Raw genomic sequence first — 13,172 nt, 5'->3', positions numbered from 1 at the left:
GCGCCGGTCGCCGCGCGAGCGGGCACCCGCCGCGTCAGCGGCCGCTGACCGTGCCGAACAGTCGCGCGATCGGTGCGATCGTCATCGGGCGAGCCGCGATCCAGGCCGCGGCGATGGCCACGAGCGAGAGCATGAACATCCAGAACCCGGTCCAGTTGTCGGCGTAGGCGACGCCGTCGACCGAGCCCTGCGCCGCGTACATGTGGTTGAGGTTGCGCAGCGCCCCCGTCGCGAACACGAGCGCGACGTGGATGATGATGAACACGACGAAGAACAGCATCGTCGGGAAGTGCACCTTGCGCGCCCATTCGATCGGGATCGCGGCGGAGAGCTTCGCGTTCTTCTTCGGCCACAGGCCGCTCATCCGGAACCCGCTCGCGATGGCGAGGGGCGCCGCGAGGAACACCGTGGAGAAGTAGGCGAGCTGCTGCAGCGAGTTGTAGTTCACCCAGCCGTTCTCGGTGGGCCAGTCGAGCGACACGTACTGCAGCGCGGCGCTCAGCGCGTTCGGGAAGACCTCCCAGCTGGTGGGCACGATCCGCATCCACTGCCCGGTGACGAACAGCAGGACGACGAAGACGACGCCGTTGAGGATCCAGAAGATGTCGAGCGCCTGGTGGAACCAGATCGTCAGGCTCGTCTTGCCCTTGGGGTCGTTCTTGGGCGCCCAGAAGACCGCCGGCCGCTTCTCGTTCCGGATCGTCAGACCCGAGCGGATGATCAGCACCATCAGGAACACGTTGAAGAAGTGCTGCCAGCCGAGCCACGCGGGGATGCCGACGGGCGCCCCCTCGGGCAGGTGGTACTCGCCGGGGTAGGTCGCGAGGAAGTCCTGCATGGCGTCGAGGCTCAGCAGGAAGCGGACGAGCGCGACCGCCATGCCCGCGGCCAGCAGCAGCCCGAGGCCGCCGACGATGACGACACCCGCCCACTGTCCCTTCGTGAACGGCCCGATGCGCTTCGGCTTGGGCTCGGGCGTGGGCCGGTGGCTCGCGGCGCGCCCAGGCCACACCGTGCGCGGCACGGTGAGCGGAGCACGCGCCTCGTCGGCGGTCGCGACGGCGGTCGAGGTGGGCGCGGTGGATGCCACGGGGGTGGATGCCACGGCGGCGGCGGGAGTGGATGCCTCGACGGAGACGGCGGCAACGGCGGGCGCATCGGCGACCGGCGCAGCGGTCTGAGCGGAGGCGAGAGGCGCGGCGACCGGGGCGGCGGCGCGCGCCGCGCCGGCCGGAGGCCAGGGGTCGCCGCCCGTGGTGCGGGGCAGTCCGCGGCGGAGCGGTTCGCCGGCGGTCGACGCGGCGGCAGCGGCCACGGCGTGGCCTGCAGCGGTCGCGCCGGTGGCGGCTCCCGAGACGGCGGCCGGTACGGCAGCAGCGACTTCGGTCGGCGTCGCAGCAGCGGCGGCCGCCGTCGCTGCGGGGGCGGCGGGCGACGCGGTCGTCGCGGCGACGGCGGATGCCGGCGGCCACGCCTCTCCCCCGCGGGTGCGCGGCAAGCCGCGGCGCAGCGGCGTCGATACGGCGGCGGTGGCCGGGGCCGCGGGCGACGCGGCCGCGGCAGTCACGGCTGGCGCCGATGCGTCGACCGTCGGCTCAGCAGCAGAAGCGACGGGTGCCGGCGAGACGCTCGCCGCGCCATCCGCCGATGCGAGCGCGGGCGTCGCCGCGACCGTCGCCGTGGCATCCACGACCTCACCCGTCTCCGGCGCGGGCGTCGCCCCCGCGGGCACGATGCCGGCGGGCGGCCACGCGTCGCCGCCCGCGACGCGGGGCAGGCCGCGCCGCAGCGCCGAGGGCGAACCCGACGAGACCATTACGCCTTCTTCGCCCGGTCGGCGTCGAGCGCCGCGATGAGCTGGGGAACGACCTGGAACACGTCGCCGACGATGCCGTAATCGGCGATTTCGAAGATCGGCGCATCGCCGTCTTTATTGATCGCGACGATCGTCTTGGCGGTCTGCATGCCGGCCTTGTGCTGGATCGCGCCCGAGATGCCGAGAGCGACATACAGTTGCGGGGCGACCGACACACCGGTCTGGCCGACCTGGGCCGAGTAGGGCACGTAACCGGCATCCACCGCGGCGCGCGAGGCACCCACGGCCGCGCCGAGGGCGTCGGCGAGCTGTTCGACGAGCACGAACTTCTCGGCCGAGCCGAGGCCGCGCCCACCCGAGACGACCTTCGCGGCGCCGCGGAGCTCGGGCCGCGACGAAGTCGCCACCTCGGCCGTGAATCCGGTGACGGATGCCGCGGGCGCGCCCGACGGCGTCACCTCGAGCGGCACGATCACGGGAGAGGCGACCGCGTCGGCGCGCGCGTCGATCGCGCCCTGGCGCACCGTGATGACCGGAGCGGAGAACGTCGGCGCCGAGGTCGCGTTGTACGCGCCGCCGTAGACGGAGTGCTGGGCGAGCACGCCCTCGTCGTCACGGGCGACGCCGACGGCGTCGACGGAGAGGGCCGAGTGCGAGCGGACGGCGAACCGGCCCGCGACGTCGCGGCCTTCGATCGAGTTCGACACGAGCACGGCGTCGGGGCGCACGAGCGCGGCCGCCGCGGCGAGGGCGTCGACGACCGGCACGGTCAGCGCGCCGTCCGCGCCGCCGAGGTCGGCCGTGAGCACCGTCGCGGCACCGCGCTCACCGGCGGCCGCGGCGAGCGCGGCCTGCGCGTCGCCGGGGGCCACGACGAGCGCGACGGGCGTGCCGACCTGCGCGGCCGCGCCGAGCAGTCCGGCCGCCGACGACGCGAGCTCGCCCGAAGGCGTGACGTCGAGGACGACGAGAATCGAGTCTGCAGCGAAATCCACCATGATCTGCCCCTTACGCCAGACGGTTCTCGATGAGGTACGCGGCGAGCTTCTCGCCCGCGTCACCCTCGTCGGTGATCTTGACACCCGCACCGCGCGCGGGCTTCTCGCTCACCTGCGTGAGGATCGACTGCGGCGCCGCGGCCGGGTCGATGTCGACATCGAGATCGGCGAGCGACACCGTCTCGAACGGCTTCTTCTTCGCCGCCATGATGCCCTTGAAGTTCGGGAACCGGGCATCCGGCAGTGCCTCGGTGATCGAGATCACGGCCGGCAGCGCGGCGGTCACCTGCGCGACACCGCCGTCGGTGGCACGGGTGCCCGACACCTCGCTCGCCGAGATCGTCACCGAGGAGAGGGCGGTCGCCTGCGGCACGCCGAGGTGTTCGGCGAGCATGGCGGGGATGACGCCGCCCGAGCCGTCGGTGGAGAGGTTGCCGGTGATGACGAGGTCGAAGCCGGCGCGGCGCACGGCGGCGGCGAGCACCGTCGCGGTGACGCCGAGGTCGGCACCGGCGAGCGCCGGGTCGACGACCTGCAGCGCCGAGGCGGCGCCCATCGCGAGGCCCTTGCGGATGGTCGCCGACGCCTCCTCGGGCGCCATCGACACGACCTGCACCTCGGTGCCGGGGTTCGCGTCGGCGTAGCTCAGCGCCACCTCGAGGGCCCGCTCGCCGATCTCGTCGAGCACGCGCTCGGACGCCGCTCGGTCGGCGAGACCGGTCTCGAGATCGAGCTTTCGGTCGCCATAGGTGTCGGGGACTTCTTTGACCAGCACCACGATCTTCATCGGTTCTCCTTCGCGATGGGACCATCCTACGAGATGCGACGCAGTCTCGCTAAGCGTGAGACTGAGAATCATCGGGCATGGATGCCTCGGACCGGCATCCGACGTCGGAGTGGCGCCCCGGGCGACCTCAGCGGTGCGTGAAGTTCGCGGCGCGCTTCTCGCGGAAGGCGGCCATGCCCTCCTTCTGGTCGTCGAGGGCGAACAGCGACGTGAAGAGAGCGCGCTCGAAGCGCAGCCCCTCGGCGGCGGTCGTCTCCTGCGAGGCGCGCAGCGCCTCCTTGGCGGCGTAGGCCACGGGCAGCGACTTCGACGCGATGGCCTCGGCGACCCGCTCCGCCTCGGCGAGCAGGTCGCCCGCGGGCACGACGCGCGAGACGAGGCCGGCACGCTCGGCTTCCGTGGCATCCATCGTGCGCCCGGTGAGCACGAGCTCGGCGGCCTTGTAGTAGCCGACCGCACGGGTGAGGCGCTGGGTGCCCCCGAGGCCGGGGATGACGCCGAGGTTGATCTCCGGCTGGCCGAAGGTGGCGGTGTCGGCGGCGAGGATGACGTCGCACGTCATCGCGAGTTCGCACCCGCCGCCGAGCGCGTAGCCGGCGACCGCCGCGACGACGGGCGTGCGCACCCGGCTGAACTCCTCGAGGCCGGCGAACGGGTTTCGCAGCGACATCTCAACGGGCGTCTTGTCGGCCATCTCCTTGATGTCGGCGCCGGCCGCGAACGCCCGCGGAGAGCCGGTGAGCACGATGGCGCCGATCTGCTCGTCGGCATCGAACACGGATGCCGCGTGGGCGAGTTCGCTCACGAGCGTGGAGTTGAGGGCGTTGAGCGCCTCGGGGCGGTTGAGGGTGATCCAGCCCACGCGTCCGCGCTGCTCGACCAGGATCGTCGTGTAGTCCGTCATGGGGTCATGCTCCCACGACGGCGCGGCCGATGATGACCCGCATGATCTCGTTCGTGCCCTCGAGGATCTGGTGCACCCGCAGATCGCGGACGACCTTCTCGATGCCGTACTCGTGCAGGTAGCCGTAGCCGCCGTGCAGCTGCAGCGCGCGGTTGGCGACGTCGAAGCCGGCGTCGGTCGCGAAGCGCTTGGCCATCGCGCACTGCGCGGCCGCGTCGGGCGCTCCCTCGTCGATCGCGCGCGCCGCGTCGCGCACGAGGGCGCGCGCGGCCTGCAGCTCGGTCGCCATGTCGGCGAGCGTGAACACGACCGACTGCCGCTCGGCGAGCGCCTCGCCGAAGGTGAACCGCTCGTGCACATAGCGCACGGCCCGGTCGAGCGCCCACTGCGCCCCGCCGAGCGAGCACGCGGCGATGTTGACGCGGCCGCCGTTCAGGCCCTTCATCGCGATGCGGAAGCCGCCGCCGAGCTCACCGAGGATCGCCGCGGCCGGCACCCGCACCTCGTCGAGGATCACCTGCCGGGTCGGCTGCGCGTTCCAGCCCATCTTCTGCTCGTTCGGGCCGAAGCTCAGCCCCGGGGCGTCCGCCGGGACGAGGAACGCGGTGATGCCCTTCGCGCCGGGCTCGCCGGTGCGGGCCATGACGACGTAGACGGATGCCTCGCCGGCACCCGAGATGAACTGCTTGACACCGGTCAGCACGTAGTCGTCGCCGTCGGCGATTGCACTCGTGGTGAGGGCGGCGGCGTCGGAGCCCGCGCCCGGCTCGGTGAGGCAGTACGCCCCGAGATCGCGCATCGTGACGAGCCGCGGCAGCCACTCCTGCCGCTGCGCCTCGGTGGCGTTCGTGTCGATCATCCACGCGACCATGTTGTGGATCGAGATGTAGGCGGCGATCGCCGGGTCGCCCACGGCGAGCTGCTCGAAGATCGCCGCCGCATCGGTGCGCCGCAGACCGGTGCCGCCGACGTCGTCGCGCACGTAGATACCGCCGAGACCCAGCTCACCCGCCTCGGCGAGCACGTCGCGCGGGAAGTGCTTGCGCCGATCCCAGTCGAGCGCGTTCGGCGCAAGACGCGACTGCGCGAACTCGCGCACCGCGTCGATGATGGCGGCGCGCTCCTCGTCGGTCAGAGCGGCAGGGGTCACAGTCATGCTCATACAGTCACGTCCTCGTGAGACAGATCGACATCTTCGTCGCGGCCCGGTAGGGCACATTGCTCAGTGTAGACGAGTACCGCCCGCGGCGGGAGGGGCGGGTTCTGCCTCTGCCGAGGCATCCTTCTCCCTCCCGCACCGGCGCCCGGGCTCAGAGTCGCTCGATGATCGTCGCGTTCGCCATGCCGCCGCCCTCGCACATGGTCTGCAGGCCGTACCGCCCGCCGGTGGCCTCGAGCGTCGCGAGCAGCGTGCCGAGCAACCGGGTGCCGCTCGAGCCCAGCGCGTGGCCGAGCGCGATGGCGCCACCCCACGGGTTGAGCTTCTCCGGGTCGGCGCCTACCTCCGCCGCCCAGGCGAGGGGCACCGAGGCGAACGCCTCGTTGACCTCGTAGGCGTCGAGGTCGTCCATGCCGAGCCCCGACCGCTCGAGGATGCGCCGCGTGGCGGGGATCGGCCCGGTGAGCATGAGGAGCGGATCGTCGCCCACGACGGCGAAGGAGTGGAACCGGGCCCGCGGCGTGAGGCCGAGCTCGTTCGTCTTCTCCTCGCTCATGATGAGCACGGCGGAGGCGCCGTCGGTCAGCGGCGACGAGTTGCCGGGCGTGATGCGCCAGTCGAGCTCGGGGAAGCGCGCGGCCAGGGCATCCGTGCGGAACGCGGGCGCGAGCCCGGCGAGACCCTCGACGCTCGTGCCCGGGCGCACGGTCTCGTCGGCGGTCACCTCGCCCTCCTCCGTGGGCACCGGAAGCAGCTGCGAGTCGAAGCGCCCCTCGGCGGCGGCACGGGCGGCGCGCGCGTGCGACTGCGCCGCGTAGGCGTCGAGATCGTCGCGGCTGAGGCCCCAGCGCTCGGCGATCAGCTCAGCCGAGACGCCCTGGTTGACGAGCCCCTCGGGGTAGCGCTCGTGCAGGCGCGGCGAGAAGGGCGACCCGGCGACGGATGCCGCGATGCCGAGCGGCACACGGCTCATCGACTCGACGCCGCCGGCGATGACGATGTCGTACTGGCCGGCCATCACGCCCTGTGCGGCGAAGTGCGCCGCCTGCTGGCTCGAGCCGCACTGCCGGTCGATCGTGGTCGCCGGCACCCGCTCGTCGAAGCCGGCGGCGAGCACCGCCTGCCGGGCGATGTTCATCGTCTGCTCGCCCACCTGGCTCACACAGCCGAGCAGCACGTCGTCGATCTGACGGGAGTCGAGTCCGTTGCGTTCGAGCGTCGCGCGCAGCACGTGCGCGGCGAGGTCGACCGGATGGATGCCGCTGAGCGCCCCGCCCGGCTTGCCGCGCCCCGACGGGGTGCGGACGGCGTCGACGATGACGGCGGTGCGCATGTTCATGGCATCCATCCTGTCTCCTGCCCGCGCGCGTGTCAGCACGCGCACCGGTCAGCGGCCCGCCGCCCGTCCGCGCCGTCCGCGCCCGTCAGTACGCGACGACGGGCAGCACCCCCCTCGCGCGGGAGTCGAGCCAGCCGGGGGCACCGGTGAAGGTGACCCGCACGACGTGCAGGCCGCGGCGGAGCGCCGGCAGCGTCACCGAGAACCGGCCGCGGTCGTCGGCATCCAGGGTCACCGTCGCGACGGTCGTGCCGTTGTCGGTCACGGTGACGGTGCCGACGGGCGCGCTGCGGTCGTCGGCCGTGACCTTGCCCGACACACTGACCGACGACCCGTGGCGCACGAGCAGTCGGCTCGGCTGCGCGATCACGTGGGTCGCGACCGGCTGGGCCTCGGTCAGCACCGCGACGGAGCGGGCCGGCACCGTGACGGTGCCCGTGGCGGCATCCCATGTCGTCGTCTTCACGACGGCATCCGACCCGTTCGCCTGCGCCGACGTGAGCGTGAACGAGCGCCCCGACAGCGCGGGCACGGTCTGCGTGGTCGCTTCGGGCGACGCGTTGAAGACGACGAGCGCACCGGCCAGGTCGGGATCGACGTCGGCGCCGACCGTGTCGTCGACGAGCATCGTGATCACGCCCGGCGTCGCGCCGGCGCCGCTGTTCGGGAACGACACCTTCTGCTCGATGCGGTCGGCCGAGCCGAGTCGCAGGAGGGGCACCTCGCCCCGCACCCGCAGCAGGTCGAGGGCGGATGCCTCCGCCGCGGCCATGTCCGCCGGCCCGGGCTTCAGGGCGGGGTCCGCGAGCAGCGGCTGCATGACGGCCCACTTCTCCTGGTTGTCGGCGGCCGGGGGCAGCCCCGACCCGAACGTCGATTCCTGACCGGTCCAGTCGATCCGGTTGAACCAGTCGCCCGAGTTGTAGCTGTTGCGGTCGAGCGACTTCGACCGCAGCAGCTCGGTGCCCGCGTGCCAGAACGACGGGGTCTGCGACAGCGTCACGGTCGCGAGCGACAGGGTGTTCATCCGCACCCGGTCGGCCATCGTCGTGTCTTTCGGCAGCTTCAGCACGCCGAGGTCGTACAGCGTCTCGTTGTCGTGCGCGTCGACGTAGCTGATGATCTCCTCGGGCTCGTCGGCATAGCCCGCCGCCTGCCCGTTGTAGTCGAGCTCCGCTCCCTTCTTCACGCTGCCGTCGGCGGTCGTCAGGGCGAAGTCGGCGAGGTTTCCGGCGAGTCCGAGCCCCACGAGGTCGGTCTGGTGACCGAGGTCGGCGAGCGCCTGCTCGGGGGTGCCGTTGATCGGGTCGCCGTTCGGGTCGGTCGCGAGCCCCGTGCCGTACCCCTGGCGGAAGGTCGAGCCGGCGTCGACGGGGCTGCCGCCGTGCACCGCATCGCGGAGGCGATCGCTGAACGTGCCGATGCCGGTGCCGCCGAGGTTCCCCTGCCGCGCCTGCACGAACAGGGCGTCGTCCTGCACTTCGCCGAAGTTCCAGCCCTCTCCGTAGAGGTACACCTTCTTCCCGTCGACGCCGTCCTTCTTGAGGGTCAGCTCGTCGAGTGCGGCCCGGATGGCGAGCATGTTGTCCTTCGAGTGGTGCCCCATCAGGTCGAACCGGAAGCCGTCGACCTTGTACTCCTTCGCCCACAGCACGACGGAGTCGACCATGAGCTTCTGCGCGACGGCGTGCTCGGTGGCGACGTTCTGGCAGCACGTGGAGGTCTGCACGGCGCCGTTGCCGTCGAGGCGCTGGTAGTAGCCCGGCACGACCTTGTCGAGCACCGACGTGTCCGCCTGCCCCGAGGCCGAGGTGTGGTTGTACACCTCGTCGAGCACGACCTGCAGCCCCATCTTGCGGAGCGACCCGACCATCGTCCGGAACTCGCCCACGCGCGCCCCACCCTCGGCGTTCACCGCGTACGAGCCCTCGGGCGCCTGGAAGTGGAACGGGTCGTAGCCCCAGTTGAACCCGTCGGTGTCGGCGACCGCCGCGACGCAGGCCTGCTGCTCGGCGGAGTCGGGCGCGAACGACGCGAGGTCGCACGCGGGCACCGCCTGCTGGGCGCGGTTCTCCTCGATCGTCGCGATGTCGAACGACGGCAGCAGGTGCACCGTGTTGATGCCGGCGGATGCCAGCTGCTTCAGCTGCTGCGTGCCGGCGCTGTCCCGGGCGAAGGCGAGGTAGGTGCCGCGCTCGGTCTCGGGCACCGTCTCGTCGCCGATCGAGAAGTCGCGGATGTGCAGCTCGTAGATGGCACGGTCGACGTCGCGCGCGATCACCGGCGCCTTCGTCTTCTTCCACACCTTCGGCGCCCACGCGGGGTCGGCGAGGTCGATCGCGACCGACCGGGTCGAGTTCGTCGTGAGCGCGACCGCGTACGGGTCCGTGACCTGGTTCGTCTCGACCTTCCCGGTCGTCGGGGCGTAGACCGCGACCTCCCAGAGGTACTCGTCGCCGGTCAGCGCCTTCCCGCCCGTGACGCTCCAGGTGCCCGATGCCGAATCGAAGGATGCCTCGCGCCGCGCGGGATCGCCCGTCGCACCGGCATCCCACGTCAGGAGCGTCGCCGTCTGCGCCGTCGGCGCCCAGACGCGGAAGGTCGGCTTGGATCCGCGGAAGGAGACCCCCAGGTCGTCGTCAGCGACGGCGTCGGCGTAGAGGTCGTCGAGCACGCCCGGGATCTGCACGCCGGTGTAGGCGGTGAGCTTGCCGTCGGCACCGCGCTGCGCGACGGCGAGCTGCCCGCGCAGGAGCGTCGCGACGGCGTCGCGGTCCTGCCCCTCGACGTGCAGGGCGACGAAGCCGGAGAGAGCCGGGAAGCGCGCGCGCTGCGCGTCGGTCAGCCCGTCGCCGACGCGTGTCAGCGTCACCGGGTCGCCGTCCATCCCGGTGACGTCGCCGTCCGAGACGGCGAGCGCCGCCGTGGCCGAGCCGTACAGCTGCCAGGTCGCACCGACGGCGGGTGCGCCGAGCTCGCCGGGCCACGCGATCGTGTCGGCGTCGATCCAGTGCGCGCGCGACTGGCCGGTGCCGGGGAGCGCCGGGTCGGCCGAGACGATCTCGAGCAGGTGCGTCGCCACGTCGTAGCGGAACGAGACGCGCTTGCCCTCGGTGGCCGAGAACGCGATGTTCGCGCCGTCGCGCGCGCCGTCGGCGCCGTAGTTCTCCGCCCAGCTGAGCCCGTGCGCGACCTTCAGCTCGTACGAGCCGGTCGGCAGCTTCGTCGTCGAGAACTCGTAGACGCCGTCGCGGTCGCCGTCGAACATCATCGCGCGCAGGCAGTCGGGCGCCCAGTCGCCCGCGCAGCCGAGCTCCGACTGGAACGAGCCTGCGAGGGTGACGACGGGGCCGTCATCGCTCGACCGCACGACCTTCGTGCGCGGGTCGAACCAGAAGGTCACCGGTCCGCCGGCGTGGCGGAGGACGAGGTTCGGGCCGCTCGCGACGCCGCCCTGGCCGTAGTTCTCGTCCCAGCTCTTCTCGGTCGCGACTTTGTACTCGTAGTCGCCGGCGGGCAGGTCGACCGACAGCCGCCAGATGCCGTCGACCTGGGTCATCTGCGCCTGATCGCAGTCGGGCGCCCAGTCGCCCGCGCAGCCCATCTCGGTGTTCAGCGACCCCGGAATGCTCACGAAGTCGTAGGGTGTCGCGTCGTCGGGCTCTTCCGGCGTGGGCTCCTCGGTGAGGTTGACGCGGTTCCCGACCGACGCGTAGGTGGACGCCGCGGAGCGGTGGCCGGCGGCATCCGTCGACACGGCGCGGTACTCGACGAGCGTGCCCGCCGCGAGCCCCGCGACGTCGTGGAAGACGCCGGGCGTCGTGTCCTCGGCCGTGCCGAGTGGGTGCCACTCGTCACCGCCGACGACGCGCCAGGCGAAGCTCGTCTGCCGCCACGACTGGTCGGCGGTCGCCGAGACGGCGACCTGACCCGACAGCCCCGCACCGGCGGCCGGCGCCGTCACCTCGAGGGGCGCAGGCGCGGCGGGGGCTGTCACGGCGGCGTCCGCGCGGTAGACGACCGCGGAGAGGGCGGGAACCGTGACGGCGGCCGTGGCGTCGGCGCCGGTCGTGAGCGAGCCCGTCGAGCCGTAGACACCCGTGAACGAGGCATCCGCCGTCAGCGTCGGCACCGTGACGGTCGCCTCGGATGCCGTGTTGTTGAGCGCGACGAGGTACTCGACCTTCTCGTCGGCGCCGACGCGCGAGAAGGCGTACACGCCGTCTTTCGCGTACCGCTCGATCTGCGCGCCGTCGACGAGCGCCGGATGCTGCGCGCGCAGCGCCGAGAGCCCGGCGATGTGCGTGTACAGGGCGGTGTCGGTGCCGTAGCGGTCGGCCGATCCCACCGGCGTGCCGTCGATCAGGGTCTGGTTCTGATACTCCGGCACCTCGCTCGCGAACAGGGTCTGCCGGGCGCTCTTGTCGCCGCCGGGGTCGGCCCCGGTGAAGCCCTGCTCGTCGCCGTAGTAGACGACCGGCTGGCCGCGGCTGAGGAACAGCAGGTCGTGCGCGAGCAGATCGCGCCCCGAGGCATCCGGCGTGTTCTTCAGGAAGTAGCCGATCCGCCCCATGTCGTGATTGCCGAGGAAGGTCGGCAGCGCCGTCGCCGACGAGTCGGGCGTCGTGTAGCGGTCGTCGCCGGCGAACATCTTCTGCAGCACCTGCGCGTCGCCGCCCTTGGCGAAGCTCGTCGCGGCCGACTGGAACGCGAAGTCGAGCACCGAGTTCATGTCGGTGTCGCGCACGTACGGCGAGAGCACGGCGGGGTCGGCGTCGTACACCTCGCCGAACATGAAGAAGTCGGGCTTGCCCTGACTGTGCGCGTAGTCGAGCACCTTGGCCGTCCACTGCTGCCAGAACGGGAAGTCGACGTGCTTGGCCGTGTCGATGCGGAATCCGTCGATGCCGAGGTCGATCCACGACTCGTACACGTCGGCGAAGCCGTTCACGACGGCCGGGTTCTCGGTCATGAGGTCGTCGAGCCCGGAGAAGTCGCCGTACGTCGTCGACTCGCCCTGATAGGTGGAGTCACCGCGGTTGTGGTACAGCGTGACGTCGTTGAGCCAGGCCGGCACCTTCACGTTCGCCTCGGCCGGGTCGACGACGGGGGTGTACGGGAAGCTCGTGGCCGCATCCATCGTCGGGAACGTGTCGGTGCCGGCGAAGTCGGCGGGGTCGAAGGCGTTCCCCGCGGCATCGGTGTACGGCTTCGTCGCCTGGTCGATGTAGGTGTACTGGTTCTCGGCGTACGAGATGACGTCGGCGGTGTGGTTCGTGATGATGTCGAAGTAGACGTCGATGCCACGGCTGTGCGCGTCGTCGATGAAGGCCTTCAGCTCGTCGTTCGTGCCGAGGTGCGGGTCGATGCGGGTGAAGTCGGTGATCCAGTAGCCGTGGTACCCGGCGCTCGCGTTCTCGCCCTCGCCCTGGACGGGCTTGTTCATGAAGCTCGGCGTCAGCCAGATCGCGTTCGTGCCGAGTCCCGCGATGTAGTCGAGGTTCGCGCGCAGGCCTGCGATGTCGCCGCCGTTGTAGAAGCCGCTCGAGGTCGGGTCGAACCCGGTGGTGAGGCGGTCGCCGGTGAGGCCGCCGGTGTCGTTCGCGGTGTCGCCGTTGGCGAACCGGTCGGTCATGACGAAGTAGAACTGCTTGCCGTCGCCGGCCTGGCGCACGGGCGCGGAGACGATCGCGTCGTCGGCAGCGGTGTACCCGGATGCCAAGGTGGTGGTCTCGATCGCGATGCGGTGCGAGGTGTCGTCGTAGACGAAGCGGAGCGAGGCCGGTCCGGCGATGGTGAGCGGGATGTTCGCTCCCCCGGCCGCGCCGTCGGCGCCGTAGCTCTCGTCCCACGCGCCGTTCAGCGCGATCTTGTACTCGTACGTGCCCGCCGGCACGTCGAACGTGCGCGCGTACTGCGTGGTGCCGTCGACCGGTTCGAGCGTGGTCGCGGCGCACGCGGGATCCCAGTCGCCGGGGCATCCCAGCTCGCTCTGCAGGTCGCCGACGAGCGTGGGCACGCGATCGGCGGCGAGGGTGGGCGCGGCAGTGACGGCGACGGCGCCGGCCCCGACGAGGACGGCGGCGGCGAGCAGCGCGAACGCGCGCCGCGCGGGGGTGGACACGGTCGTCGTCGACTGAGGCACGCGGAGCTCCCGGGGTGTGCGGGC

Annotated in this window: 7 protein-coding genes; all 7 read right to left on the bottom strand. The window is 71.8% G+C overall.

What is annotated here, in order from left to right:
- Window positions 1-34: 34 nt before the first annotated feature.
- Window positions 35-1,816, bottom strand: a complete 1,782-nt coding sequence (locus tag LOK55_RS08670) for a cytochrome b/b6 domain-containing protein (protein ID WP_229935050.1) — start codon at window positions 1,814-1,816, stop codon at window positions 35-37.
- Window positions 1,816-2,814, bottom strand: a complete 999-nt coding sequence (locus tag LOK55_RS08665; protein ID WP_229935049.1) for an electron transfer flavoprotein subunit alpha/FixB family protein — start codon at window positions 2,812-2,814, stop codon at window positions 1,816-1,818. The genes LOK55_RS08670 and LOK55_RS08665 overlap by 1 nt, the downstream gene beginning before the upstream one ends.
- Window positions 2,815-2,824: 10 nt before the next feature.
- Window positions 2,825-3,601, bottom strand: a complete 777-nt coding sequence (locus LOK55_RS08660; RefSeq protein WP_229935048.1) for an electron transfer flavoprotein subunit beta/FixA family protein — start codon at window positions 3,599-3,601, stop codon at window positions 2,825-2,827.
- Window positions 3,602-3,728: 127 nt separating this feature from the next.
- Complete coding sequence (locus LOK55_RS08655; RefSeq protein WP_229935047.1) at window positions 3,729-4,505, bottom strand: enoyl-CoA hydratase-related protein; 777 nt, start codon at window positions 4,503-4,505, stop codon at window positions 3,729-3,731.
- A gap of 4 nt (window positions 4,506-4,509) precedes the next feature.
- Window positions 4,510-5,667: an acyl-CoA dehydrogenase family protein gene (locus LOK55_RS08650; protein WP_229935046.1), complete on the bottom strand. Its 1,158-nt coding sequence runs from the start codon at window positions 5,665-5,667 to the stop codon at window positions 4,510-4,512.
- A gap of 148 nt (window positions 5,668-5,815) precedes the next feature.
- Window positions 5,816-6,997, bottom strand: coding sequence for a thiolase family protein (locus tag LOK55_RS08645; RefSeq protein ID WP_229935098.1), 1,182 nt, complete (start codon window positions 6,995-6,997; stop codon window positions 5,816-5,818).
- A 91-nt stretch (window positions 6,998-7,088) separates the two neighbouring features.
- Window positions 7,089-13,148 (bottom strand): pullulanase-type alpha-1,6-glucosidase, encoded by a 6,060-nt coding sequence (gene pulA / locus LOK55_RS08640; RefSeq protein ID WP_229935045.1) that lies wholly within the window; start codon window positions 13,146-13,148, stop codon window positions 7,089-7,091.
- Between the last annotated feature and the right edge of the window lie 24 nt (window positions 13,149-13,172).

The organism is Microbacterium sp. F2E (genome assembly GCF_020905435.1).
Lineage (GTDB): Bacteria > Actinomycetota > Actinomycetes > Actinomycetales > Microbacteriaceae > Microbacterium > Microbacterium lacticum.
The sequence above is the reverse complement of the archived record's forward strand: the minus strand, read 5'-3'. Positions and strand labels throughout refer to the sequence as shown.